The 24,920-nt window shown below is 60.2% G+C and carries 21 protein-coding genes; 14 read left to right on the top strand and 7 right to left on the bottom strand.

Going from position 1 to position 24,920, the window contains the following annotated elements; all coding sequences use genetic code 11:
• Positions 1–47 precede the first annotated feature (47 nt).
• Entirely contained in the window at positions 48–3,521 is a 3,474-nt protein-coding gene (locus ACW9HX_RS15305) for a calcium-binding protein (RefSeq protein WP_457381276.1), read from the top strand.
• 43 nt (positions 3,522–3,564) lie between these two features.
• Positions 3,565–5,574: a hypothetical protein gene (locus ACW9HX_RS15300; protein WP_457381275.1), complete on the top strand. Its 2,010-nt coding sequence runs from the start codon at positions 3,565–3,567 to the stop codon at positions 5,572–5,574.
• 19 nt (positions 5,575–5,593) lie between these two features.
• Here ACW9HX_RS15300 and ACW9HX_RS15295 read toward each other — a convergent pair whose 3' ends face one another.
• The 3 genes from ACW9HX_RS15295 to ACW9HX_RS15285 are packed head-to-tail and all read right to left on the bottom strand — an operon-like array spanning position 5,594 to position 7,273.
• A complete protein-coding gene (locus tag ACW9HX_RS15295) occupies positions 5,594–6,184 on the bottom strand; it encodes an LON peptidase substrate-binding domain-containing protein (RefSeq protein WP_457381274.1) in 591 nt (196 codons plus the stop codon).
• A gap of 10 nt (positions 6,185–6,194) precedes the next feature.
• Positions 6,195–6,911, bottom strand: a complete 717-nt coding sequence (locus ACW9HX_RS15290) for an LrgB family protein (protein ID WP_096820777.1) — start codon at positions 6,909–6,911, stop codon at positions 6,195–6,197.
• Positions 6,911–7,273 carry a CidA/LrgA family protein gene (locus ACW9HX_RS15285; RefSeq protein WP_457381273.1) on the bottom strand — a complete coding sequence of 121 codons (363 nt, stop codon included), beginning with the start codon at positions 7,271–7,273 and terminating at the stop codon, positions 6,911–6,913. Before ACW9HX_RS15285 ends, ACW9HX_RS15290 begins: the two co-directional genes overlap by 1 nt.
• Before the next feature lie 193 nt (positions 7,274–7,466).
• Here ACW9HX_RS15285 and ACW9HX_RS15280 point away from each other — a divergent pair, with 193 nt between their 5' ends.
• From ACW9HX_RS15280 to ACW9HX_RS15270, 3 genes are all read left to right on the top strand, one after another.
• Positions 7,467–7,922 (top strand): MaoC family dehydratase, encoded by a 456-nt coding sequence (locus ACW9HX_RS15280; protein WP_282358506.1) that lies wholly within the window; start codon positions 7,467–7,469, stop codon positions 7,920–7,922.
• A gap of 110 nt (positions 7,923–8,032) precedes the next feature.
• A complete protein-coding gene (locus ACW9HX_RS15275; RefSeq protein WP_457381272.1) occupies positions 8,033–9,760 on the top strand; it encodes a C13 family peptidase in 1,728 nt (575 codons plus the stop codon).
• Between the two features lie 27 nt (positions 9,761–9,787).
• Positions 9,788–10,429: an oxidoreductase gene (locus ACW9HX_RS15270; protein WP_096820775.1), complete on the top strand. Its 642-nt coding sequence runs from the start codon at positions 9,788–9,790 to the stop codon at positions 10,427–10,429.
• Positions 10,430–10,458: 29 nt separating this feature from the next.
• Here the strand turns inward: ACW9HX_RS15270 and ACW9HX_RS15265 are convergent, their stop codons facing one another.
• The 4 genes from ACW9HX_RS15265 to ACW9HX_RS15250 all read right to left on the bottom strand — a co-directional run bounded on the left by ACW9HX_RS15265 (position 10,459) and on the right by ACW9HX_RS15250 (position 14,992).
• Positions 10,459–10,743 (bottom strand): YceK/YidQ family lipoprotein, encoded by a 285-nt coding sequence (locus ACW9HX_RS15265; RefSeq protein WP_457381271.1) that lies wholly within the window; start codon positions 10,741–10,743, stop codon positions 10,459–10,461.
• A complete protein-coding gene (gene ubiX / locus ACW9HX_RS15260; protein WP_085654987.1) occupies positions 10,736–11,383 on the bottom strand; it encodes a flavin prenyltransferase UbiX in 648 nt (215 codons plus the stop codon). Before ubiX ends, ACW9HX_RS15265 begins: the two co-directional genes overlap by 8 nt.
• Positions 11,380–12,729, bottom strand: a complete 1,350-nt coding sequence (mpl, locus tag ACW9HX_RS15255) for a UDP-N-acetylmuramate:L-alanyl-gamma-D-glutamyl-meso-diaminopimelate ligase (RefSeq protein ID WP_457381270.1) — start codon at positions 12,727–12,729, stop codon at positions 11,380–11,382. Before mpl ends, ubiX begins: the two co-directional genes overlap by 4 nt.
• A gap of 343 nt (positions 12,730–13,072) precedes the next feature.
• Entirely contained in the window at positions 13,073–14,992 is a 1,920-nt protein-coding gene (locus ACW9HX_RS15250; RefSeq protein WP_457381269.1) for a sigma-54-dependent Fis family transcriptional regulator, read from the bottom strand.
• Positions 14,993–15,293: 301 nt separating this feature from the next.
• On the opposite strand from ACW9HX_RS15250, the gene exaC reads away from it, so the two are divergent.
• The 9 genes from exaC (at position 15,294) to ACW9HX_RS15205 (ending at position 24,566) form a co-directional block, all read left to right on the top strand.
• Positions 15,294–16,814, top strand: a complete 1,521-nt coding sequence (exaC, locus tag ACW9HX_RS15245) for an acetaldehyde dehydrogenase ExaC (protein ID WP_457381268.1) — start codon at positions 15,294–15,296, stop codon at positions 16,812–16,814.
• 201 nt (positions 16,815–17,015) lie between these two features.
• On the top strand, positions 17,016–18,386 hold the full coding sequence (gene eat / locus ACW9HX_RS15240; RefSeq protein ID WP_457381267.1) for an ethanolamine permease: 1,371 nt from the start codon (positions 17,016–17,018) through the stop codon (positions 18,384–18,386).
• 71 nt (positions 18,387–18,457) lie between these two features.
• Positions 18,458–19,852: an ethanolamine ammonia-lyase subunit EutB gene (locus ACW9HX_RS15235; protein ID WP_457381266.1), complete on the top strand. Its 1,395-nt coding sequence runs from the start codon at positions 18,458–18,460 to the stop codon at positions 19,850–19,852.
• Complete coding sequence (eutC, locus tag ACW9HX_RS15230; protein WP_457381265.1) at positions 19,849–20,682, top strand: ethanolamine ammonia-lyase subunit EutC; 834 nt, start codon at positions 19,849–19,851, stop codon at positions 20,680–20,682. The genes ACW9HX_RS15235 and eutC overlap by 4 nt, the downstream gene beginning before the upstream one ends.
• A 115-nt stretch (positions 20,683–20,797) precedes the next feature.
• On the top strand, positions 20,798–21,259 hold the full coding sequence (locus ACW9HX_RS15225) for a GNAT family N-acetyltransferase (protein WP_457381264.1): 462 nt from the start codon (positions 20,798–20,800) through the stop codon (positions 21,257–21,259).
• A gap of 237 nt (positions 21,260–21,496) precedes the next feature.
• Entirely contained in the window at positions 21,497–22,147 is a 651-nt protein-coding gene (locus tag ACW9HX_RS15220) for a DedA family protein (protein WP_134828231.1), read from the top strand.
• 4 nt (positions 22,148–22,151) lie between these two features.
• Positions 22,152–22,964, top strand: coding sequence for a M90 family metallopeptidase (locus ACW9HX_RS15215; protein WP_457381263.1), 813 nt, complete (start codon positions 22,152–22,154; stop codon positions 22,962–22,964).
• A gap of 112 nt (positions 22,965–23,076) precedes the next feature.
• Positions 23,077–23,604, top strand: a complete 528-nt coding sequence (gene ppa / locus ACW9HX_RS15210; protein WP_007990564.1) for an inorganic diphosphatase — start codon at positions 23,077–23,079, stop codon at positions 23,602–23,604.
• 221 nt (positions 23,605–23,825) lie between these two features.
• Positions 23,826–24,566 (top strand): S24 family peptidase, encoded by a 741-nt coding sequence (locus ACW9HX_RS15205; protein ID WP_457381262.1) that lies wholly within the window; start codon positions 23,826–23,828, stop codon positions 24,564–24,566.
• Positions 24,567–24,920 lie beyond the last annotated feature (354 nt).

The following is a 24,920-nucleotide window of genomic DNA, read 5'->3' as shown; positions in this document are numbered from 1 at the left end:
TTACATGACAGATTGAACTCTCAACACCTCATGGAAGAGTATTGATCTTGTCTATCCCGCTCGAAGCAACTTCGGAAACTAATCCTACAACTGCAATTATTATTTCCGACATAAATAACCCATCAACTAACAAAGAGACCAACACTTCCTTTCTGCACGGCCGGACACTGAGCCTGCGTGATACAGACAGCCTGTTCGGCCCTCTGCGCATAGGCGAAATGAGCGTCAGCCGTCAGGAACTGCATGCCCTGGGCGGGCGGCTCAATGGCCAGGCCATCACCGCAGCCAATACCTATTTCCCCGAGCCCGATCAAACATTCATCGATGCACTGGAATTCGACCCGGCCGAAGTTGAGCAGCGCATCAAATCAGTCAATACACAAGAAGGCCAGAAAGTTGCGCCACTGCTGTATGAGATTGTCACACAACGTTCACCGGATGCCCCATCGCTGATGCGCGAGATGACAACCGGAGAATCCTCTAAGGCAATGAACAAGATCAACAGTTTGCTGAATGCCACACAACGCCTGGACATACGCAGAGATCCGCTGCCGGATCATTTGCCCAACTGGGTAGACAAGGTCAAGAGTCGCAGTTTGACCAGCATGGGGGTGGGATTGCAGGCGTACGGACTGTACAGCGCATTCACTGGCGCCATTGAAGCCCTCAAGAAAGGCCATACGGGAGAGGTCCTGATCAATGTCGGCGGTGGTCTTGCGGAGATCACCTCATTGGGATTCGAGTACGCCTTGAACAGAACGGGCGAACATATGATCCGACAGGGCTCGACGGCCATTGAACAATTCGGCAAGACCGGCATGGGCAAGTGGCTGTGCCGGGGCGCGGGATTGATCGCCAGCGTGCTGACGCTGCCTTTTGATATCTACACCGCCATCAAATCCTTCAACGATGCCGCCAAGACCCAGGGAAAAGAAGCTCAGGACCTCTACGTGACCGGAGGGCTGAGCGTGTTCAGCGCCGCGCTGTCTCTGGCGCTGGGCTGCGCGGCACTGGCGGGCTTCCAGGCGGCGGGGCCGGTGGGCATCGCAGCGGCGGCAATCATGATTATCGGCGCGAGAGTCTACGGCGCTGTCCGGGCCGTCGACGACATCGACGATTACATCGAGCTGTCCGTGAATGAACGCTGGCGTGCCGGCTGGTTCGCTTTTACCGGACAAGACCAGGACAAGGCGCTCATGGAGCGCTATCTGGTCGCGAGAACCACCAACAACTACGCCAAGGCCTTGAAAACCCAAAGCCTGCGCTGGCTCGACAATGAACTCAAGGACAGTGTCGACGCGATCGTCAACGGCCGGTTCGACGTCAGGCTGCAACCCACGCGCTTCCATCGATACCAGTGGGATGAAGCCAAGGGTGAATTACCCTACGTCACCGAGAACGTGCCAGTCATCGTCGAGACCGATGACCATTATGATGCACGCGCCGGCCTGCCGGACTCGGACGCTATCGTGACCACCGTGAAGAGCGACCCCGCCAAAGGGGTTTTCTGGAACCTCGGCGGCGGTAATGACACGGTGCAGGGGGTACGCGACAAACCGAATTTCTTCAGTTACGGCGACGGCAAAAAAAACCTCAGCGGTGGTGACAGGGACGATTCGTTTCTTTTTCAGTCCGCCAGCGACGCACTTTCTCGCGCAGAGATCCGACCGAGTCATCTGCAAGGGGGAGACGGTACCGACCTGCTGTGGCTGCAAGGCACTCACAGGCACCTGGATCACATCCCGGATCCGCCGCTTTACCTCGGTTACGACATCGACATGAAAACCGGCAGGCTCGGGTTGCGATCGGCGGACCCGGCGATCGAACCGGTGTTGCATTCCACGTTCAGCTCCATCGAGAAAGTCGAAACCCTGGCCGGCGCGTATAACCGGGTCAGGGGATCGGATCAGGCCGACGTCATTACCGCCAACGGGCAAGATCAGGTCAATGCCGGTGCGGGGGATGACCACATTTCCGTTCGAGGCCTCTTTGCCAGCGTCGACGGCGGTAGCGGGAACGATACCTACCAACTCGCGCCCCTGAGTCACCAGATTCTCATCACCGAGGATGGCCGGGAGCCCAGCAAGGTTTATCTGGGGGCCACACTTGAAGCAGTTCAGAGCTGGCTCATCCGCGCTCATGCTCTGGTGATCGAGTCATTGCGTGACGACCATCCCCGCTCACCGCTACGCAAGTTGGTACTCGAAGCGGTGTACCGCAACGTCGATGGCAAACGCGTACTGAACAACGACAAATGGGTATTCATCACCCAGGACGGTTACCACTTGCAACCAGACTGGCCGGCCGAGATTGCAGCTCAGACTGACTTCCCCCTGCAAGTCAAAGTCATCACCGTCGGCGTGGCCAAGCCATCCCCGGTACAACTCAACAACCCGGTCAACATTCCGTCCGCCAAAGCACACTCGCATTACTTCGTTTCCAGGCAGAACTATCACACCGTCCTGAAAGCAGCGCCGGCAGGCAAAGGCGCGCGCAGCACGCTGTATATCGACTTCGACAGCAAGGACATTACTGAAGTCAGGGCGATCTATACGGTCACCGCGCAGCAGACAAACGCATTTACCGTGCTTGCTTACGACGATGTCCATTTCATGATTTCGTTCGGTCCTGGTACCGGACTGCTCTCGTTGCATGGCGCCGTCATCGAAAGCGCGGGGAGCAAAAGTGACAGAGGCGCAGGCATCCTGACATCGGGCTGGAAGACGAACCACGCCTTCATCCTGGTCATGCGGGATGGTGTTTCCTATGAGCTCGACTATCCGCGTACCGATGTTCTGGAAGATGCCAGAAACCCGGGCTACCGATCGCTGGAAAGCCGTGCCTCGCTGCGAGCGCGCGCCGGCACCTACCTGTTCGTCAAACCTTCTGTCGAAAAGCGAACCCTGAAGAACACTCCGCAACGCATCGATTTCAAGGCCATCGATCACAATGCGACCTATTGGCTGGAAGGACGATCCTCGACGTATGCGCTGTACCCGACCAGCAACATGTCCATTCGCCTGTCCACCGCCGAAGCGGACGCCAGCCTTCGGGGATCATCGACCTGGCACATTCATACGCAACAGTTGCAGGAAGAGATCAGCGACAGGCACCTCTCCATCAAGGATGACCTGCTCAAGATCGGCAGTGTTCACATTCATCTGCCCGACAGCAACGACGCTTCGCTGGCCCTGGAAAGCATCGACGTAATCGACTCTTCGGGCCATCGCTATCGGGTCAACACGCTGTTCGAGGTGATTGGTCTGCATACCGTCAACGCGCTGTCCTGCGCGTCGACTCAAGTAATCATCGCCCTGGCGAACGACCATAAACACCGGCAGATACTGGAAAGCGATCGCGTTCACATCGACAACATCCATTTGCCCGATGCACCTCACGCAAAGATTTTCTACAACGCGGCAACAGGCCAGTGGACAGCCGACGGGGACGCCACGCGCCTCATCAATCCCGAACGCCTGATCATCGAAAACAGATCGACCGCAATGGCAGCAACAAACTGAATCGCAACAAGGAAAAACACTTCAATCGTCAAGGAATGACACGATGCGTCCAAAAACACCCCCGTCATCAATCTCTCCAAGAGTGAATCAGCAATCGCCAACGGACACGCTCGTCAATCGACCGCGTCCGGATGTAGAAATACCGATACTGCATCGACCACATTCGGATCTTCCTGCCCAACATGCCCCTCCTTCCGGGCGGAGTTCGGGCAGCTACTCCGATGACGGCGCCCCGCCCGGAATTGAGATATCCGACCTGCCCGACATCCAGTCCGCAACAGACAGCGGATTGACCGGCTACCTGTTGAACCCGGCGCTATTGCGCAATATGCAGGCAGCGGATGCCGATGGTTTTCGCTTTGTCGTCGGCCGCCGTTTTGTCGATATCCAGGACATCGGCACCGTGCATGTGGAGTTCGACGCAGCCCGTGGCGCCTATCGGGTAACCGACCTGTACAGGAAACTGACGCCCGGCCCATTGATCCTCAGAGATCCGGGCGAAACAACGTGGCGCCTTGCCCATCAACCGCCGAGAGCACCATCGCTCAAGCGTCCGTCCTCGGAAATGGGCGATACGCAGACCAAGCGTCCGGCCATTTCACAGCCGCAGCCTTTTCAGCCATTGTCAGGTGTGCATCTGGACCCTATGCCTCACTGGATCCAGCTTGACTCCCAGGGTTATTACCGACGGCACGAACATTTCCACAGCTCACCGAACGCCGATTATTTTTACGGATTCAAGGGTGCTGACAACTATTGGGTACGGGTTGACGAACCTCCGGCCGGTTTCAATGGTTCGCCCACTCACCTGACTGCCTGGAAGGATCATCAGATCTGGGAGGCTTACGGCATTCATGGCCAGGACATCGCACGCTTTCGGGAAGAAGGCCAGAGGAGCGGCAGTCGGCCGCACTGGGTCAAACCGATGGTGACCGACAATGCCAGGCAGGATCTGATCATGGATGGTTTGCGCTGGTTACATCCTCAGAAGACGCTGGATGAAGTGACTGAACACCTGCGCAGCTACAATCTTTCACCCGGGCAGCATCTGCAGTTGCGCAAGGACCTGCTCGACAGCCCGCAGCAAATGCCGCAGTGGGCAGAACAGCATCGATTGCGTTCGCTCGATGACAAAGACCCCGGTCGCTTCGATCAACTGCGACAGGAAATCGAGCCGCTGCTCATCCCCACTAGAAACGGCAAGATCTGGCGCGCCGATCTGGTCGACATTGACCAAAGTCTGAGCCGGCCTTTTTACGACAGGTTTCTGGCCAGTCTGGGTTACCTGCGCAACAGCAGTGGCTGCCTGTATCGCGTCGACATTCCCGGTTTGTTCAGGGGCGATGAGCGAACGCCGTTCGAGTTTTATGCCGACGGCGTAATGTTGCCTCGCATGAAACATCCAAGTGGGGCGACGACCGAAACACCGGTCAGCGCAACGGTCAGTCTTAAGCTGGTCAAGGAGTATTCCGGCAATGGCAGAAAAACCCCGGATCCGGAATATCTGCTCTACAACAACCAGAAGAACAAATATCCCGGCAAGAAACCCGGGGAGCCCGATCACGATTCAGGCGAGTCCGATAACGAGGGGGCTGATGCGTCTGACGTGGAGCTGGACTTCGAACGCAACTACGAAACGACTCGACATAACCAGAAGTTCGCTTTCGCCTACATCATCGACACCCGAAAAATGGAAGTTGTGCTCAAGGAGGAAAACGAACTGCTCAATCTGTCCTCGGAAAAAGACGGCACGTGGTTTCCCGAAGATGATCTCGAAGCGCTGATCTCCACCTCGAAAAAAGGCATCGACTCCGAACGCCTCTGGTTGCTTGACTCGACCTACACACGAGCGGCGAAAGTCGACGATATGGTCCGGGCGGGGACGGATCCATGGTCCACCAATCAGGCCATTGAGGCGCGAACCCACAGTGGCGCCTACAATCAGCATGAATATGACGCTCTGATCGACAAGGTCGCCAAGGCCGGAAAGCCGATACTGACGCTGGCCCCGGGCAAGGACTGGTTCGCCAACGATATCGTCTGGCCAGAGTAACGGACCCGGTCAGCCCGCCTTACGCAAACAACTCCCCCTGCAACTCATCGAGCAGCGCCTGGATCGCATCCAGTCGCTGCTGTGGATCGTCAAGTTGCAGCAAATCGATCTTGTCCTCTTCGGCGAAGGGCAACAGATAGGCCAACTGGTTGGCCAGCGATTGCTGGCCGACCGCTTCGGTCCCCATGTTCAGCGCCTCGACCATAGGATGTTCGGCCAGAGCCTTGAGCAGTGCCACCAGATCCGCGTCTTCATCCTGCAACGGTTGCTCAGGCTCTTCATCCAGCCAGTCGACCTCGGCCAGGATCAGTTGATCGCGTTGCACTTCAGTGCGCTGCACCATGAAGCGGCGCCCGCCCTGCACCCGAATCCCCAGCAGGCCGTTGTCCTGTTGCTGGAAATCAGTGATCCGCGCTTCACAACCGACCATGGCGAAACCTTCGGGTGCGGCGCCGACTTCATGGCCTTCAAGGATGCACACCACGCCGAACCCACCGCCCTGTTTCATACAACGGCCGATCATGTCCAGGTAGCGCGCCTCGAAGATCTGCAAATCCAGGTTGCAGCCGGGAAACAGCACCGTGTTCAGCGGAAAAAGCGGCAGACTCATAGACATTTCCTTACACCACCATCGACACCGCCAACGGCAGGAACACCGCCGTGGCCACGCCCATCAGACTCATCGCCAGCGCCGCAAAGGCGCCGCACTCATCGCTTTCCTGCAACGCCACCGATGTACCGACCGCATGCGCCGTCATGCCCAGCGCCATGCCCCGCGCCTCGGGGCTGTGCACGCCGAGGCGGGTCAGCAGCGCCGGGCCGAAGATCGCGCCGATGACCCCGGTGATCAATACGAACACCGCCGCCAGCGCCGCGACACCACCGATTTGTTCGGCCACCAGCATGGCAATCGGCGAAGTCACCGATTTGGGCGCCATGGTCATCAGGATCATGTGATCGGCACCGAACCACCAGCCCAGCGCGACGCCCATGCCCGTGGCGACCACCCCGCCTATCACCAGCGTAGTAAAAATCGGCCAGAACAATTGGCGGATGCGTCGCAGATTCAGATACAACGGCACGGCCAGCGCCACGGTCGCCGGGCCCAGCAGAATACTGAGAATCTCGGTGCTCTTGCGGTACTCGACGTAAGTCAGGCCGCAACCCACCAGCACACCGATCACCAGCAACATGGAGACCAGCACCGGTTGCAGGAAGATCCAGCGGGTTTTCTCGAACGCCGCCAGCACCAATTGATAAGCCCCCAGGGTGATGCCGATGCCGAACAGTGGATGGTGGATCACCGAAGCCCAGGCACCTTGCCAGTCGAACAGCATCAGGACTCCTCCGAATGCGGCGCGTGACGCTTGACCAGGCGCTGCATCAGCACGCCGGCGAAAGCCATGGACAGAATCAGCGAGACCACCAGCGCACCGACGATCGCCCAGAAATCCGCAGCAATGGCCGTGGCATACACCATCACGCCCACCGCCGGCGGCACCAGCAGCAATGGCAGATAACGCAACAGGCTGCCGGCGGCGAGGTTCAGCGGCTCGCCGACTTCACCGCGCGCGATCAGGAATACCAGCAACAGCAAAAGACCGATGATCGGCCCCGGCAGCACCGGCAACAGCAAATGATTGAGGGCCGTGCCGAGCAATTGAAACAGCACCAGCATGGTCAGGCCGCGTAGCAACATCCGTCATCTCCGTCCGACATCCCGCCAAGCACGGGCCGGGCATTATAAGCACGCCTGCGCTATGGATCGGCATTCGCCAAAAGCATGGTCGGTTGACCTGAGCAAATGCCCATGATGATCTACAGTGGTTCGCAGGGCGGTCAAATCCCCCACCTGAAAAACTATAAAACCGATGAACCCAAGGAGAGTCTCAATGCCCTATGTTCCAGTTGCAGAGCTCAAAGATTATGTCGGCAAGGAACTCGGACGTTCCGAATGGCTCACCATCGATCAGGAGCGTATCAACCTGTTCGCCGAAGCCACCGGGGATTTTCAGTTCATCCATGTCGACCCGGTCAAAGCCGCGCAAACGCCATTTGGCAGCACCATTGCACACGGTTTCCTGTCGTTGTCGCTGATCCCCAAACTGATGGAAGACATCCTGATCCTGCCGCAAGGCGTGAAGATGGTGGTCAACTACGGCCTGGACAGCGTGCGTTTCATCCAGCCGGTCAAGGTCAATTCCAAGGTCCGGCTCAAGGTCGATCTCGGTGAAGTGACCGAGAAAAAACCTGGCCAGTGGCTGCTCAAGGCCACCGCCACCCTGGAGATCGAAGGCTCGGACAAACCGGCCTACATCGCCGAACCGCTGTCGCTCTGCTTCGTTTGAGTGCCGGGATGCGAAGCGGCTCACGCTGTTTCGCATCCACTCCCCTCTGCCGGCTGTATAAGGTCACATAGCTGCGGCATACTCGGTCGCCTAATTGCCCGGATCCCGCTATGCGCTCACTTGCTGCTCTTGCACCGCTTGCCTTGACCCTGATGCTCACCGCTTGCGGCGACGGCGAATCGCTGTTGCCCCCGGATACGCGTCTGCCCGATGGCGGACGCTATCGCGGCGAGCTGGTCAACGGTCTGCTGCAAGGCCAGGGCCGGGTCGACTACCCGAACGGCAGCTGGTACGCGGGCGAGTTCGACAAGGGCCAGTGGCACGGTCAGGGCGAATGGCACGGCAGCAACGGCGAGGTCTATCGCGGGAATTTCCAGCAAGGCCTGTTCGACGGCCAGGGCACGCTGACCACCCACGGCAGCAGCTACACCGGAGGTTTCAAGCTGGGCCGACGCGAAGGCGAAGGCACCCTCAAAGAAAACGCGATGACCTATCGCGGCGAATTCAAGGCCGACCAGTATTCCGGGCTCGGCCGTCTGGAGCTGGACGACGGCAGCTCCTATCAGGGCCAGTTCGCAAACGGCAAACCCAACGGTGAGGGCCAGCGCGGCGATGCCAGCGGCAATCAGTTCACCGGTCACTTCATCAATGGGCAGCTCGAAGGCAACGGCACGTTCAACAGTGCCGACGGCGACATCTATGTCGGCGGCTTCAAGAACAATCAACTGCACGGCAAGGGCCGCTACGAAAACGCCGACGGCGACGTCTGGCTCGGCCAGTTCAAGGAAGGCGCGCTGACCGGCAAGGGCGAACTGATCGGCGCCGACGGCAGCCACTACATCGGCTACTTCAATGACTGGCGCTTCAGTGGCCAGGGCCGCTTGAACCTGTCCGACGGCAGTTTCTACATCGGCGGTTTCGACAGCGACAGCTACGCCGGCCGAGGCACGCTGGTGCTGACTGACGGCACCGTGCTCAGCGGTACCTGGATCAACGGCCAGCGCGTACGTGACGCCGACGGCAAATTGCTGCCCGATACCCTTGAGCTCGGCCTGTTGGCTCAGGGCCGCCTGCTCGAAGAGGCGCTGGCCAACGTGCCAGCCTCGACCCCGGCAGTGGAGTTGTACAGCCTGACTCTCGGCGGCGACGGCAAACAGAGCGTGTTCCTGCGCGAATCCGATTACGTGGCCAACATGCTTGCCAGTCGCTTCGGTGCCTTTGGCCAGATCCGCCTGGTCAACCATCGCGACCACCTCGGCGACCGGCCGATGGCCACTCGCGAAAACCTGCGCCGCGCCGCGTTGACCCTGGCCGAACGCAGCGGCCCGGAAGACCTGGTGTTCATCTACCTGACCAGCCACGGCACCGCCGAACACGAACTGGTGCTCGACCAGCCGCGCATGGAACTGGCCGACCTGCCTGCCGACGAACTCGCCGCCGTGCTCGCACCGCTGAAGAACCGCGACAAGATCATCGTCATTTCTTCGTGCTATTCCGGCGGTTTCATTCCGGCGCTGAAGGACGAACGTACGCTGATCATGACCGCCTCGCGCGCCGACCGAGTATCGTTCGGCTGCTCGGAAGAGGCCAACTTCACCTACTTCGGCGATGCCCTGTTTGCCCAGGCGCTGAACCAGACCGACGATCTGGAACAAGCCTTCAAACTGGCCAAGGCTACTGTCGCCGAGCGCGAACTGGCGGACAACTTCGAAGCCTCCGAGCCGCAGATCTGGGCACCGAAGACCGTGCTTGCGCATTGGCAACTGCTGCGCAAGCAGCAAGCGAGAAAAGCGTTGCAAAGTGCTGCGTTGAACGACGGAGCGACAAAGAGCAACTAAGCTGAACAGTATCAAGGGAGAGACACTATGTACTTGACGCCTCAGCATGTATTGCTCGCCGGAGCCACCGGGCTGACCGGGGAACATCTGCTCGACCGTTTGCTCAACGAACCGACGATCACCCGCGTCCTGGCCCCTTCACGCCGGCCGCTGGCCGAACACCCACATCTGGAAAACCCGGTCGGCGACCCGCAGACCTTCCTGCCGCAGCTGGCCGGTCGCGTCGACATCGCCTATTGCTGCCTCGGTACCACCATCAAACAGGCCGGCTCCGAAGAGGCGTTTCGCGCCGTGGATCTGGACATGGTGGTGGCTTTCGCAAAGCGCGCCCGGGAAATGGGCGCACGGCATCTGATCGTGATCAGTGCCCTGGGGGCTGATCGCCGATCCTCGATTTTCTACAACAAGGTCAAAGGCGAGATGGAACACGCATTGCGCGCGCAGGACTGGCCGCAACTGACCATCTGTCGGCCCTCGTTGCTGCTGGGGGATCGCAGCGAGCCGCGATTGGGCGAGCAGCTTGCCGCACCGTTTTCGAAACTGATTCCCGGCAAGTACCGCGGCATCGAGGCCTGCCAACTGGCCCGCGCCATGTGGCGGCTGGCTTTGGAAGAACAGGACGGAGTGCGGATCGTCGAGTCAGATGAATTGAGAAAACTCGGTAAGTAAAAAGATCGCAGCCATCGGCTGCGATCTTTTTAGAGCCCGCCAGTCGCCTGAAATCCCACGCCGATCACCGTCAGCAACGACAACGGCAACAGCAGCGTATCCAGCAACGCACTGGCCGGCAGGTCCACTCCCGGATAACTTGGCGCCTCTGCCCCGAACCGATCCTTCGCACAACACCCGCCATTCATCGCGTACAGATCCAGCCGCGTACCGGAATACACCACCGGCGCGCCGGGTTTGGCGGCATCGAGTGTGCGCGCCGTGGCGCAGCCGGTCAGTTGCAATATCAGCAGGATTGCCAGCAGCTTATTCATCGCTGCTCAGATGGTGTTCGCCCCAACGCGGCAGCATGTCCTGGGGAATGCCCAGCAGATTGAGAATCCGCGCCACCACGAAATCGATCAGGTCGTCGATGGTCTGTGGCTGGTGATAGAAGCCCGGTGAGGCTGGCAGGATGGTCACGCCCATGTTCGACAGCTTGAGCATGTGCTCCAGATGAATGCTCGAATACGGCGCTTCGCGTGGCACCAGAATCAACTGGCGCCGCTCCTTCAGCGTCACGTCCGCCGCCCGTTCGATCAGGTTGTTGCAGGCGCCGGTGGCGATAGCCGACAAGGTGCCGGTCGAGCACGGCACCACCACCATCGCGGCCGGCGCGCCAGAGCCCGAGGCCACCGGCGACATCCAGTCTTCCTTGCCGTACACACGGATCTGCCCGGCGGCGGCGCCGGTGTATTCGGTGAGAAACGCCTGCATCATTTGCGGCTTGGCCGGCAGCGACACGTCCGTCTCGGTGGCCATCACCAGTTGCGCGGCCTTGGAGATCAGGAAGTGCACCTCGCGATCCTCGCGCACCAGGCAATCCAGCAGGCGCAAGCCGTACTGGGCGCCGGACGCGCCAGTCATCGCCAGCGTGATGCGTTCCGGGCCATTGCTCTGCAAGCGAGTGTTCATTTCAGCGCCTCGGCGAGTTTGCCGTGCAGACCGCCAAAACCGCCGTTGCTCATGATCACCACGTGAGTGCCGGGCTGGGCCTGGCTCTTCACGCGTTCGATGATGCCTTCGAGCGAATCGCTGACAATCGACGGCACGGTACACAGCGCGGCGGTGCCCGCCAGATCCCAACCGAGGTTGGCCGGGGCGTACCAGATCACCTGATCGGCATCGACCACGCTGTCCGGCAGACCGTCACGGTGGGCGCCGAGCTTCATCGAGTTGGAGCGTGGCTCGATGATCGCGATCAGCGGCGCATCGCCAATGCGTTTGCGCAGGCCGTCGAGGGTGGTGGCAATCGCGGTCGGGTGGTGGGCGAAGTCGTCGTAGATGGTGATGCCGCGCACTTCCGCGACTTTTTCCATCCGGCGCTTCACGCTCTTGAACGCGCTCAACCCGGCAATGCCCATGGACGGCACAACACCGACGTGACGCGCCGCCGCCAGAGTGGCCAAGGCGTTGGCGACGTTGTGCTGGCCGGTCAGCTCCCACTCGACGACGCCTTGGGAGACGCCTTCGAACATCACTTCGAACGCCGAGCCATCGTCCTTCAGCAACTTGACCTGCCACTGACCGCCGACACCGGTGGTTTGCACCGGGGTCCAGCAGCCCATCTCGATCACACGCTGCAATGCGGGTTCAGTGGTCGGGTGAATCACCAGGCCTTCGCTCGGAATTGTGCGCACCAAATGGTGAAACTGACGCTCGATGGCCGGCAGATCAGGGAAGATGTCCGCGTGATCGAACTCAAGGTTGTTGAGGATCGCCGTGCGCGGACGGTAATGGACGAATTTCGAGCGCTTGTCGAAGAACGCGCTGTCGTATTCGTCGGCCTCGATCACGAAGAACGGCGTGCCACCCAGACGCGCCGATACCGAGAAATTCTGCGGAACGCCGCCGATCAGGAAACCCGGGCTCATGCCGGCATGTTCCAGCACCCAGGCGAGCATGCTGCTGGTGGTGGTCTTGCCGTGAGTACCGGCAACCGCCAGCACCCAGCGACCTTGCAGCACATGGTCGGCCAGCCACTGCGGGCCGGAGACGTACGGCAGGCCTTTGTTCAGCACATATTCCACCGCCGGATTACCGCGGGACATGGCGTTGCCGATCACCACCAGATCCGGCGCCGGATCAAGCTGTGCCGGGTCGTACCCCTGGGTCAGCTGAATGCCCTGGGCTTCGAGCTGAGTGCTCATCGGCGGATAGACGTTGGCATCGGAGCCGGTCACGTGATGGCCCAGCTCTTTGGCCAGAACCGCCATCGAGCCCATGAAAGTCCCGCAGATACCCAGAATATGAATGTGCATAGTCGACCTCGTAAAACATGGCCGCAGGTTAGCGCAGGGAGGGGGAAATCGCACTCTTTAGCTGATTGAGGGGTGGAGGTCTGAATGTGTGTCCGTCTTGAGATCGCGCCCCTCACCCTGGCCCTCTCCCAAGGGAGAGGGGACCGACCGCGGTGCTCTTTCGAGGTACGCCGACCTGACACATCGCGGTGAACTCAGGTCCGAATCCATAATCGACTCAGTCGCTCAGGTCGACGCACCTCGGTCAGTTCCATAGTCGACTCAGTTACTCAGGTCGATGTATGGCAAAAGACACCACGGTCAGTCCCCTCTCCCTCTGGGAGAGGGTTAGGGTGAGGGGCTTTTAACTGGCACGCCGCTCGATCCCGTGTTTGCGCAGCTTTCTATAGAGCGTATTGCGGCTCACGCCCAGCTGCTGCGCCGTGTGGGTCATGTGCCAGCGCGTGTGTTCCAGCGCATTGAGCAACGCCAGCCGCTCGGCATCCTCCAGCGGCTGTCCGGACGACGCTTCATCGACTTTGACCAGCAGCGGCTGCACCTGCCGGAACATCGCGGGCAAGTCCTCCAGCCCGATTCGCCCTTCATCGCACAGCGCCGCCAGCGTGCGCAGCACATTGCGCATCTGCCGCACATTGCCCGGCCAGTTGAAACCCAACAATGCCTGGCGCGCCGGCTCTTCGATCAGGATCGTTTCACCGCCCGCCTCTTCGGCCAGCAGGAAATCCAGCAACTGCGACTTGTCACTGCGCTCGCGCAACGGTGGCAACGCCACTTCCAGACCGTTGAGCCGGTAGTAAAGGTCTTCACGGAAACTGCCGTCGCCGACCCGTTCCAGCAAATTGCGGTGCGTGGCGCTGATGATCCGCACGTTGACCGACTCCGGCTCGCCGCCGATCGGTACCACTTGCCGGTCTTCCAGCACCCGCAACAATCGGGTTTGCAGAGCCAACGGCATGTCGCCGATTTCATCGAGGAACAGCGTGCCGCCATCGGCCTGCTGCAACTTGCCACGCATGCCGTCCTTGCGTGCTCCGGTGAAGCTGCCGCCGCGATAGCCGAACAATTCGCTCTCGATCAGGCTTTCTGGAATCGCCGCGCAGTTGAGGGCGACGAACGCTTTGCCGGCGCGTTGACTGGCCTGATGCACAGCCTTGGCGAACGCTTCCTTGCCGGAGCCGGTTTCGCCATTGATCAGCAGCGGCACGTCGCGCTCGAACACCCGCAAGGCCTTGCGGAAATCCGTCTGCAACGCAGCGTCGCCCAGGCAAATGCCCGCAAGACGCGGTGCTTCGACAGGAGCGGGAGCCGGTGCTACCGGCAGCGGCCGACGGGTTTCGCCGCGCAGCACTGCAAACAGATGCCGTCCGTCGCGGGTGCGCAACGGCCAGCTTGCGCTGGCGTGGGCACTCGCACGCCCCAGCAACTCATCCAGCGAACAATCGAAAAACGCCTCCACCGGTTTGCCCAGCAAGCCGCCACGAATGTGTCCGAGCAGGTTCAAGGCACTCTGATTGACCGCGCTGATCCGCCCTTCCCCGTCAAACGCCAGCAGCCCCTCGCTGAACAGCCCAACAGACTCGGCCTGGAGATGGAATCGCAACAACCATTGGTTATCGAAGCAGCGCAGGAAATAGCAGCTCTCGATCATCTTCGCCGACAGATTGACCAGCGCCATGGTGTGGAACTGGCTCTGGCGCGAGACGTCATGCCGCGCTGAGGAAACATCGAGCACCGCCAGCAGTTCGCCGTGCGGGTCGAAGACCGGGCTCGCCGAGCAGGTCAGCCCGGTATGGCGACCGCGAAAGTGTTCGTCCTGATGAATCGTCAGGGCCTGACGCTCGACAAGGCAAGTGCCGATACCGTTGGTGCCTTCGCAGGCCTCGCTCCAGTCGGAACCCAGCCACAGGCCGGCGCGTTCGAAGATCTTGCGTTCGGCCGGAGCAGTGACGCAGTTGAGGATCACCCCGCGCGCGTCGGTCAGCAACACCGCATGGCCGGCGCCGGAGAGTTGTTGATGCAGGCTGCTCATTTCATTGCCGGCGATCTGCAACACCTGTTGCAGCCGTTCGCGGCTTTCGAGGACCCGACCGTGTTCGAGCACGGTCGGCGCCATGGTCAGGGCCGGGTCGAGGTGATAGTCCTCAAGACAACGCAGCCACGAGCGGGCGATCGACGGGTCGGCACCAGGGCCGTGCAGGTGCGGTTTGCCCTGGGTGACGGTGAGAACCTGTTGGGCATGGCGACTCAAATGATTGTCGTGCATTTCTTATTATTCTCCCCGAGGCTCAGCGGCCCATGCGTGAAGTGGTGCCCAGCATCCTCCAGCCAATCGGTCTTTGCAATGCTGGCAAGACCACCCGGTCACAGGTTGTGCCAGAAGCGGTACAAACTGTCACCCGAGCTGTACCGATACCGTCACAGACGCTTGCCATTTGTCCGACAGAAATCACGCAAGGCCTTGATTTGCCTGACCTGCGCGGCGGTGGCCCGACCTTTGCTCTACGCTTATAGCAAGCGCTCATGCGCGTTTCTCTAATAAGTACAAAGCCAAGGAGAACATCATCATGCGTTACGCTCACCCCGGTACTGAAGGCGCCAAAGTCTCGTTCAAGAGCAAGTACGGTAACTACATCGGCGGCGAGTTCGTCGCGCCTGTCAAAGGTCAGTACTTCACCAATACCTCGCCGGTCAATGGCCAGCCGATTGCCGAATTCCCGCGCTCCACAGCCGAAGACATCGACAAGGCACTGGACGCCGCACACGCCGCTGCCGATGCCTGGGGCTCGACCTCCGCCCAGGCCCGCTCGCTGATCCTGCTGAAAATCGCCGACCGTATCGAACAGAACCTCGAACTGCTGGCGATCACCGAAACCTGGGACAACGGCAAAGCCATCCGCGAAACCCTCAACGCCGACATCCCGCTGGCCGCCGACCACTTCCGCTATTTCGCCGGGTGCCTGCGCGCCCAGGAAGGCAGCGCAGCCGAGATCGATGGCAACACCGTGGCTTATCACATCCATGAACCGCTGGGCGTGGTCGGTCAGATCATCCCGTGGAACTTCCCGATCCTGATGGCCGCGTGGAAACTCGCGCCAGCCCTGGCCGCCGGCAACTGCGTGGTGCTCAAACCTGCCGAGCAAACCCCGCTGGGCATCAGCGTGCTGCTCGAACTGATCGGCGACCTGCTGCCGCCGGGCGTGCTCAACGTGGTGCAAGGGTTCGGCAAAGAAGCCGGCGAAGCCCTGGCCACCAGCAAGCGTATCGCCAAGATCGCCTTCACCGGCTCGACGCCGGTCGGCTCGCACATCATGAAATGCGCCGCCGAGAACATCATTCCGTCCACTGTGGAGCTGGGCGGCAAGTCGCCGAACATCTTCTTCGAAGACATCATGAAGGCCGAGCCGAGCTTCATCGAAAAGGCCGCCGAAGGCCTGGTGCTGGCGTTCTTCAACCAGGGCGAAGTCTGCACCTGCCCGTCCCGTGCGCTGGTACAGGAATCGATCTACGACGAATTCATGGCCGTCGTCATGAAGAAAGTCCTGCAAATCAAACGTGGCGATCCGCTGGACACCGACACCATGGTCGGCGCCCAGGCGTCCGAGCAGCAATTCGACAAGATCCTTTCGTACCTGGAAATCGCCAAGGGCGAAGGTGCCGAACTGCTGACCGGCGGCAAGGTGGAAAAACTCGAGGGCAACCTGTCGACCGGGTATTACATCCAGCCGACCCTGCTCAAGGGCACCAACAAGATGCGTGTATTCCAGGAAGAAATCTTCGGCCCGGTGGTGAGCATCACCACCTTCAAGGACGAAGCCGAAGCCCTGGCGATTGCCAACGACACCGAGTTCGGCCTGGGCGCCGGTCTCTGGACCCGCGACATCAACCGCGCCTATCGCATGGGCCGCGCCATCAAGGCCGGTCGTGTGTGGACCAACTGCTACCACCTGTACCCGGCGCACGCCGCGTTCGGCGGATACAAGAAGTCCGGTGTCGGCCGTGAAACCCACAAGATGATGCTCGACCACTACCAACAGACCAAAAACCTGCTGGTGAGCTACGACATCAATCCGCTGGGCTTCTTCTAAAAAACCGGGCGACACCGAGATATCGGTGTCGCCCTTTTCATCCCGATGACAATCCCTGGCCTGGCCGCTCTGGCACGGGCCTTGCGTACCTGTCATCCAGGATTTGTATGAACACTGCCGCTGCGTGAACAGCATTCACCCACTCAACCGCTGCACCCGAAAGTCCAACAGATCAAACAATAAAAAAGACAGAGAGGACTTATGACTTCCACCACACAGCTCAAACCCACACTCGGCACCCTGCATCTCTGGGGCATTGCCGTCGGCCTGGTGATTTCCGGCGAATACTTCGGCTGGAGTTACGGCTGGGGCACGGCGGGAACCCTGGGTTTCCTGGTCACGGCCCTGATGGTCGCGACCATGTACACCTGCTTCATCTTCAGCTTCACCGAACTGACCACCGCGATTCCCCATGCGGGCGGGCCGTTTGCCTACAGCCGTCGGGCGTTCGGCGAGAAAGGCGGATTGATCGCCGGCATCGCCACCCTGATCGAATTCGTCTTTGCACCACCGGCCATCGCCATGGCCATCGGCGCCTATCTCAATGTGCAATATCCGGAGCTTGATCCCAAAGTCGCGGCGGTCGGCGCGTATTTCGTGTTCATGACCCTGAACATACTCGGCGTCAGCATCGCAGCGACCTTCGAACTGGTGGTCACCGTACTCGCCGTAGCCGAACTGCTGGTGTTCATGGGTGTGGTTGCACCTGGCTTCAGCTTCAGCAACTTCGTGCTGAACGGCTGGTCGGGTGCCAATGAATTCACGATGGGCTCGATTCCCGGCATTTTCGCCGCCATTCCCTTCGCGATCTGGTTCTTCCTCGCCATTGAAGGCGCAGCCATGGCGGCCGAGGAAGCCAAGGACCCGAAACGCACGATTCCCAAAGCCTATGTCAGCGGCATCCTGACCCTGGTGTTCCTGGCCATCGGCGTGATGGTGATGGCCGGCGGTGTCGGCGACTGGCGTCAACTGTCGAACATCAACGACCCGCTGCCACAGGCGATGAAAGCGGTGGTCGGCAACAACTCGAGCTGGATGCACATGCTGGTGTGGATCGGCCTGTTCGGGCTGGTGGCGAGTTTCCACGGGATCATCCTCGGCTATTCGCGACAGTTCTTCGCCCTGGCCCGGGCCGGTTATCTGCCGAAAGGTCTGGCCAAACTCTCGCGTTTCCAGACCCCGCACCGGGCGATTCTGGCCGGCGGCGTGATCGGCATCGCCGCCATCTACAGCGACGGTCTGGTCAACCTGCAAGGCATGACCCTGACAGCGGCGATGATCACCATGTCGGTGTTCGGCGCCATCGTGATGTACATCATCAGCATGCTCAGCCTGTTCAAACTGCGTAAAACCGAGCCGAACCTGGAACGCACCTTCCGCGCGCCGGGCTATCCGGTGGTGCCGGCCATCGCGCTGTTCCTGGCCGTGGTGTGCCTGGTGGCGATGGCCTGGTTCAACACGCTGATCGGCTGTGTGTTCCTCGGTTTCATGGCTGCCGGTTACCTGTACTTCCAGCTGACCGCCAAGCAACGCTCCGAAGCACCGGCAGACGCTATGCTCGAAGGTATCTAGAAGTTGCACCGGCACCGGGCCTCAAGCTCGGTGCCTGCACTAAAAGCATTCATTCAGGAGGACCGCGCCCCATGGCCGCATTTGCCCATACCGTCGGCGCCCAGACCTACCGCTTCGACAGCCTCAAGGATGTGATGGCCAAGGCCAGCCCGGCGCGCTCCGGGGATTTTCTGGCCGGCGTCGCTGCGCTCAACGATGGCGAGCGGGTTGCCGCGCAAATGGCGCTGGCCGACATCCCGCTTACGCATTTCCTGCAGGAAGCGCTGATTCCTTACGAGTCCGATGAAGTCACCCGGCTGATCATCGACAGCCACGACAAACAGGCTTTCGCCGTGGTCAGCCACCTTACCGTCGGTGGTTTTCGCGACTGGCTGCTCAGCGAAGCGGCCGACGAGTCCAGCCTGCGTGCCCTGGCCCCTGGCCTCACGCCGGAAATGGTCGCCGCCGTGTCGAAAATCATGCGCGTGCAGGATCTGGTGCTGGTGGCGCAGAAAATCCGCGTCGTGACGAAATTTCGCGGCACCCTCGGCCTGCGCGGGCGCTTATCCACAAGGCTGCAACCCAATCACCCGACCGACGAACCGTCCGGCATCGCCGCGAGCATTCTCGACGGTCTGCTGTATGGCAACGGCGACGCCATGATCGGCATCAACCCGGCCACCGACAGCATTGCCTCGATCTGCGCGATGCTGGAAATGCTCGACGCGATCATCCAGCGCTACGATATTCCGACCCAGGCCTGTGTGCTGACCCACGTCACCACGTCCATAGAGGCGATCAACCGTGGAGTGCCGCTGGATCTGGTGTTCCAGTCGATTGCCGGCACCGAAGCGGCCAATGCCAGTTTCGGTATCAATCTGAACGTGTTGCAGGAAGGTTATGAAGCGGGCCTGAGCCTCAATCGCGGCACGCTTGGGCAGAACCTGATGTATTTCGAGACCGGCCAGGGCAGCGCGCTGTCGGCCAACGCCCACCACGGCGTCGATCAACAGACCTGCGAGACCCGGGCCTACGCCGTGGCGCGCCATTTCAAGCCGTTTCTGGTGAACACCGTCGTAGGATTCATCGGCCCGGAATACCTCTACAACGGCAAACAGATCATCCGCGCCGGCCTCGAAGACCACTTCTGCGGCAAGCTGCTTGGCGTGCCGATGGGCTGCGACATCTGCTACACCAACCACGCCGAGGCCGACCAGGACGACATGGACACCCTGCTGACCTTGCTGGGCGTGGCCGGGATCAACTTCATCATGGGCATCCCCGGCTCCGACGACATCATGCTCAATTACCAGACCACCTCGTTCCACGACGCGCTCTATGCGCGCCAGACCCTGGGCCTGAAACCGGCGCCGGAATTCGAGCAGTGGCTGGCGAACATGGGCATATTCACCCAGGCGGACGGCAAGGTCCGCTTCGGCAACAACCTGCCGCCGGCCTTCCGCCAGGCCTTGGCGCAACTGGGATGAGTCAGATGGAAAAACCGCCCGTCGATCCACAAAACCCATGGCTGGAGCTGCGTCGTCTGACCCCGGCGCGGATTGCCCTCGGGCGCACCGGCACCAGCCTGCCGACCAGCGCACAGCTGGATTTCCAGTTCGCCCACGCCCAGGCTCGGGACGCGGTGCATTTGCCGTTCGATCACGCCGGGCTCAGCGCCCAGCTGACCGAGCGCCAGCGCGACAGCCTGCTGCTGCACAGCGCGGCTGCGGATCGCAACAGCTACCTGCAACGCCCGGATCTGGGGCGCAAGTTGAGCGATCAATCGGCGCAGGCTCTGCGTGAATACGCCCTGGCACATCCGGGCGGTGTGGATCTGGTGATCGTCGTGGCGGACGGCCTCTCGGCGCTGGCGGTACATCGACATACCCTGCCCTTTCTAACCCGCCTGGAAGAACAAATGGCCGCCGACGAATGGTCGACCGCTCCCGTGGTGCTGGTGGAACAGGGCCGAGTGGCGGTTGGCGATGAAATCGGCCAGTTGCTGGGCGCAAAAATGGTCGTGATGCTCATCGGAGAGCGCCCCGGCCTCAGTTCGCCGGACAGCCTGGGTTTATATTTCACCTACAATCCAAAGGTCGGCCTCACGGATGCCTACCGCAATTGCATCTCCAATGTGCGGCTGGAAGGCCTCAGCTACGGTATGGCGGCGCATCGCTTGCTGTATCTGATGCGTGAAGCCTGTCGGCGTCAGCTGTCGGGCGTCAATCTGAAGGACGAAGCGCAGGTTCAGACGCTGGAATCGGAAGCCGGTGCAGATATGAAGAGTAATTTCCTACTCGATCCGCCCCCAGCCTGAACCGTTTCCGCATTGCGTTTCTGCGCCGGTTTCAGGCAGGATCGATGCACGGCCGCACGGGTTTCCCATCGCCGTCAGAGCAGTTGAAGACAGCCACTTGAAGACGAGACCTATCATGCGGATTATTCAAGCGACCCTCGAACACCTGGACCTGCTGGCCCCGCTGTTCGTCAAATATCGCGAGTTCTACGGCTCCCTGCCCTATCCGGACTCGTCCCGGGCATTCCTCGAAAAACGCCTGCGGCGCAAGGAATCGGTCATTTACCTGGCCCTGGCCGATGAAGACGACAAGAAGTTGTTGGGGTTCTGCCAGCTCTACCCGAGTTTTTCCTCGCTATCGCTCAAGCGTGTATGGATCCTCAACGACATCTACGTCGCCGAAGATGCCCGCCGCCAACTGGTCGCCGACAACCTGATCCGCACCGCGAAGAGAATGGCCAAGGAAACCCAGGCCGTGCGCATGCGCGTCTCCACCAGCAGCGACAACGAAGTGGCGCAGAAAACCTACGAATCCATCGGGTTCAAGGAAGACACCGAGTTCAAGAACTACGTGCTGCCGATCAGCGACGAACTCTGATTTTTTCTAACACTGCGCAAGCTGGCCATCGTGGCGAAGGAGCAAACCTCCTCGCCACCAAGGCCAGCGCCTCATTTCCCCTCGAAACTCCCCGCTACAAAACCAACGCGCTTTTCACCTTTCAAACCGTATAATCCGGAGCTTTCCGGCTTGTAAGAAAAACTACACCTGCTTGTAGGCTTACACCGAATCATCCGCACAGGCCTGCCGAGTCGGGCCGTCACCACAGGTGCCCATATGGATTTCAACCCGATCGACATCATCCTGCATCTCGACGTCTACCTCGACATGCTGGTGAACAACTATGGGACCTGGATCTACGCCATCCTGTTTCTGGTTATCTTTTGTGAAACCGGCCTGGTGGTCACACCGTTCCTGCCGGGTGATTCGCTGTTGTTCATCGCCGGCGCAGTCGCTGCGGGCGGCGGTATGGACCCGGTGCTGTTGGCCGGTCTGCTGATGCTGGCTGCGATCCTCGGAGACAGCACCAACTACGTCATCGGACGAACGGCTGGTGAAAAACTCTTCAGCAATCCGAACTCGAAGATCTTCCGCCGCGACTATCTGCAACAGACCCACGACTTCTACGACAAGCACGGTGGCAAGACCGTGACCCTGGCGCGCTTCCTGCCGATCATCCGTACGTTTGCGCCGTTCGTCGCCGGCGTCGCCAAAATGCCTTACCCGCGTTTCTTCGGCTTCAGCGTATTCGGCACGATCCTCTGGGTCGGCGGTCTGGTGACGCTGGGGTACTTTTTCGGCAACGTACCATTCATCAAGAAGAACCTGTCGCTGCTGGTGGTGGGGATCATCCTGCTGTCGCTGGTGCCGATGATCATTGGCATGCTGCGCAGCCGCCTCGGCGGCGCCAAAGCGCAATCGCACTAACTCGATGTGGTCGTTGAGCGCCTGGCGACGCCGGCGCATTCTGGCAAAACACCCGATTGCCGATGATATGTGGCAGCGGGTGCGCCACCACTTGAGCTTCCTTGACGGCATCAGTGCCGCAGAAGACCAGTGGCTGCGCGAAGCCAGCGTCCTGTTCCTTGAAGACAAACACCTGACCACCCTGCCCGGCGTCGAACTGCATCAGGAACAACGCCTGCTGCTCGCCGCCCAGGCACAATTACCGCTTTTATATCTGGGCGATCTGAACTGGTATCAGGGTTTCCACGAAATCGTCCTCTATCCCGACGACTTCCTCAGCCCCCAGCGCCATCGCGATGCCAGTGGTGTGGAGCACGAATGGGACGGCGAACACAGCGGTGAAGCCTGGCAGCAAGGGCCGATCATCCTCGCCTGGCCGGGGGTCATGGCCAGTGGTGGCTGGGAAGGCTACAACCTGGTGATCCACGAACTGGCGCACAAACTCGACATGCTCAATGGCGACGCCAATGGCCTGCCGCCGCTGCATGCCGACATGCGGGTCAGCGACTGGGCGGAGGTGATGCAGTCGGCCTATGACGACCTCAATCGCCAGCTCGACCGCAACCCGGACGCCGAAACCGCCATCGACCCGTATGCCGCCGAGAACCCGGCCGAGTTCTTCGCCGTCACCAGCGAGTACTTTTTCAGCGCCCCGGATCTGCTGCACGAGGCTTATCCACAGGTGTATGCGCAGCTGCAGCTTTTCTACCGACAGGATCCACTCGCACGACTGAAGCAACTTCAGGCCACGGACCCGGTCTATCAGGCACACGAGTAAGGCCTGGACGACCTTCGGTGCATGGCATCGCGGGTGGAATATGCCTATAATCGCCGCCACTTTTTGGTCAATCCGGCCAAGTGTTTTGGTCTACTAACGGGGGCAACGCCCAATGAGCTACAGCAAGATTCCGGCTGGCAAAGACCTGCCGAACGACATCTACGTCGCGATCGAGATCCCGGCCAACCACGCGCCGATCAAATACGAAATCGACAAAGACAGCGATTGCCTGTTCGTTGACCGTTTCATGGCCACCCCGATGTTCTACCCGGCCAACTACGGTTACATCCCGAACACCCTGGCTGACGACGGTGATCCCCTGGACGTGCTGGTCGTAACCCCTTACCCGGTTGCTCCAGGTTCGGTGATCCGCGCTCGTCCAGTCGGCATCCTGAACATGACCGACGACGGCGGCGGCGATGCCAAAGTCATCGCAGTCCCACACGACAAGCTGTCCCAGCTGTACGTGGACGTGAAGGAATACACCGACCTGCCAGCCCTGCTGATCCAGCAGATCGAGCACTTCTTCGCGAACTACAAAGATCTCGAAAAAGGCAAATGGGTGAAAATCGAAGGCTGGGCCGGTGCAGACGCCGCCCGCGAAGCGATCACCAAGTCGGTTGCTGCCTACAAAGGCTAAGCCTCGCGACCTGCGACACGCTTGAAAAAGACCCCGGTTGATCCGGGGTTTTTTGTGCCTGCTCGGCAGGGGCTTAAACAGCTTGTTTATGGCGGACTACAGAAAAGTTTTAGTGTGTGTAATTTCCCACAAGTACGTCTTACATCCCGTCGCAAAATTTGCCTCGATTTTGAACGCAAGGTTTATTCAAACCGCTCTAGGCCGGCCGTAGACTCGTGTTTATGAGAAAGAACACTAGCGGTCCAAGATTCAAGGCACTCCTGGAAGCTGCGAACATCACCACCACGGGATTCGCAAAGTTCTGGGGCACGGAAGCCCAAAACGTTCATAACTGGTACACCCGGGGCGTACCCGCGTACCGCATGGAAGAAGTCGCGCGCCTGCTGTCCGTCAACAGCCAATGGCTGAAGACCGGCGAAGGCCCGAAAGAGGCCCCGCACCTGCACACAGCCCAGGGTGAGCTGCTTGATGCCCATGCCATTCGTGGCGTCTACACGGTGCTCGAATCCACCGACATCGAACTGCCGCTCTACAAGGAAACCCCGACCGCTCCCGGCTCCGACAAGACCCACGTCATCAAGGACCCGGAACAAACCATCCGCCTGCCCCGCAGCCACCTCGAAGCACTGGAAATCCGCCACACCGACGCCATCTGCACCCACATGATCGGCAACAGCATGGCCGAGAAAATCGAAGACGGCTCCACCCTCGCCATCGACCGTGGCCTCACTCAAGTGGTGGACGGCGAAATCTACGCCATCGAACACGACGGCATGCTGCGCATCAAATACCTGCACCGCATGCCCGGCAATGCCCTGCGCCTGCGCAGCCACAACAGCGCCGAATACCCGGACGAGATCTTCCGGGCATCACAGATCGAAGAGCAGAGGATTCATGTGTTGGGGTGGGTGTTCTGGTGGTCGACGCTGGGCAAGCGGCGGCCGGTGGTGCCGTTTCTCTGATGTGCCCGTGGTTGTGGGAGCCCGCCTGCTGGCGATGAGGCCCGGAAAATCAGTACAAATCCCGAATTTGTTCTGCTGCGGTCGCTCTAAACCGCACTTCAGGCTGGGAATCCCCGGCAAAACTCAGTATCCTGCGCCCCACATTCGCGCATCGACCGCCCTGCGGCACAGATGACGCCTGACGCGGCAGACCACTGTCTGACCAAGTCCCACAGCCGGACGCAAGATCCGGGTGTACGTTTTGAAGGCTGGCGCGGTTTACCAAAAATAAACCAAGCCAGTCCCCGAGAAGCCGGCCACAAGCCGGCTTTTTAATGTCTGCAGAAAAGTTGCTGATCTCGCATGGACAGTGCC

The organism is Pseudomonas sp. SDO52101_S400, from assembly GCF_054071635.1.
Note: the sequence above shows the minus strand (reverse complement) of the source record. Positions and strands in the feature narration are given on the sequence as shown.

Bases quoted from the DNA above. Each gene is read 5' to 3' on its own strand.
- ACW9HX_RS15270 (WP_096820775.1), top strand. From the start codon at position 9,788: ATGTACTTGACGCCTCAGCATGTATTGCTCGCCGGAGCCACCGGGCTG.
- ubiX (WP_085654987.1), bottom strand. From the start codon at position 11,383: ATGAACACTCGCTTGCAGAGCAATGGCCCGGAACGCATCACGCTGGCG.
- ACW9HX_RS15215 (WP_457381263.1), top strand. From the start codon at position 22,152: ATGTGGTCGTTGAGCGCCTGGCGACGCCGGCGCATTCTGGCAAAACAC.
- ACW9HX_RS15285 (WP_457381273.1), bottom strand. From the start codon at position 7,273: ATGTTGCTACGCGGCCTGACCATGCTGGTGCTGTTTCAATTGCTCGGC.
- ACW9HX_RS15220 (WP_134828231.1), top strand. From the start codon at position 21,497: ATGGATTTCAACCCGATCGACATCATCCTGCATCTCGACGTCTACCTC.
- ACW9HX_RS15280 (WP_282358506.1), top strand. From the start codon at position 7,467: ATGCCCTATGTTCCAGTTGCAGAGCTCAAAGATTATGTCGGCAAGGAA.
- ACW9HX_RS15265 (WP_457381271.1), bottom strand. From the start codon at position 10,743: ATGAATAAGCTGCTGGCAATCCTGCTGATATTGCAACTGACCGGCTGC.
- exaC (WP_457381268.1), top strand. From the start codon at position 15,294: ATGCGTTACGCTCACCCCGGTACTGAAGGCGCCAAAGTCTCGTTCAAG.
- mpl (WP_457381270.1), bottom strand. From the start codon at position 12,729: ATGCACATTCATATTCTGGGTATCTGCGGGACTTTCATGGGCTCGATG.
- ACW9HX_RS15295 (WP_457381274.1), bottom strand. From the start codon at position 6,184: ATGAGTCTGCCGCTTTTTCCGCTGAACACGGTGCTGTTTCCCGGCTGC.
- ACW9HX_RS15235 (WP_457381266.1), top strand. From the start codon at position 18,458: ATGGCCGCATTTGCCCATACCGTCGGCGCCCAGACCTACCGCTTCGAC.
- ACW9HX_RS15205 (WP_457381262.1), top strand. From the start codon at position 23,826: ATGAGAAAGAACACTAGCGGTCCAAGATTCAAGGCACTCCTGGAAGCT.
- ACW9HX_RS15225 (WP_457381264.1), top strand. From the start codon at position 20,798: ATGCGGATTATTCAAGCGACCCTCGAACACCTGGACCTGCTGGCCCCG.
- ACW9HX_RS15300 (WP_457381275.1), top strand. From the start codon at position 3,565: ATGCGTCCAAAAACACCCCCGTCATCAATCTCTCCAAGAGTGAATCAG.
- ppa (WP_007990564.1), top strand. From the start codon at position 23,077: ATGAGCTACAGCAAGATTCCGGCTGGCAAAGACCTGCCGAACGACATC.
- ACW9HX_RS15290 (WP_096820777.1), bottom strand. From the start codon at position 6,911: ATGCTGTTCGACTGGCAAGGTGCCTGGGCTTCGGTGATCCACCATCCA.
- eat (WP_457381267.1), top strand. From the start codon at position 17,016: ATGACTTCCACCACACAGCTCAAACCCACACTCGGCACCCTGCATCTC.
- ACW9HX_RS15250 (WP_457381269.1), bottom strand. From the start codon at position 14,992: ATGCACGACAATCATTTGAGTCGCCATGCCCAACAGGTTCTCACCGTC.
- ACW9HX_RS15275 (WP_457381272.1), top strand. From the start codon at position 8,033: ATGCGCTCACTTGCTGCTCTTGCACCGCTTGCCTTGACCCTGATGCTC.
- eutC (WP_457381265.1), top strand. From the start codon at position 19,849: ATGAGTCAGATGGAAAAACCGCCCGTCGATCCACAAAACCCATGGCTG.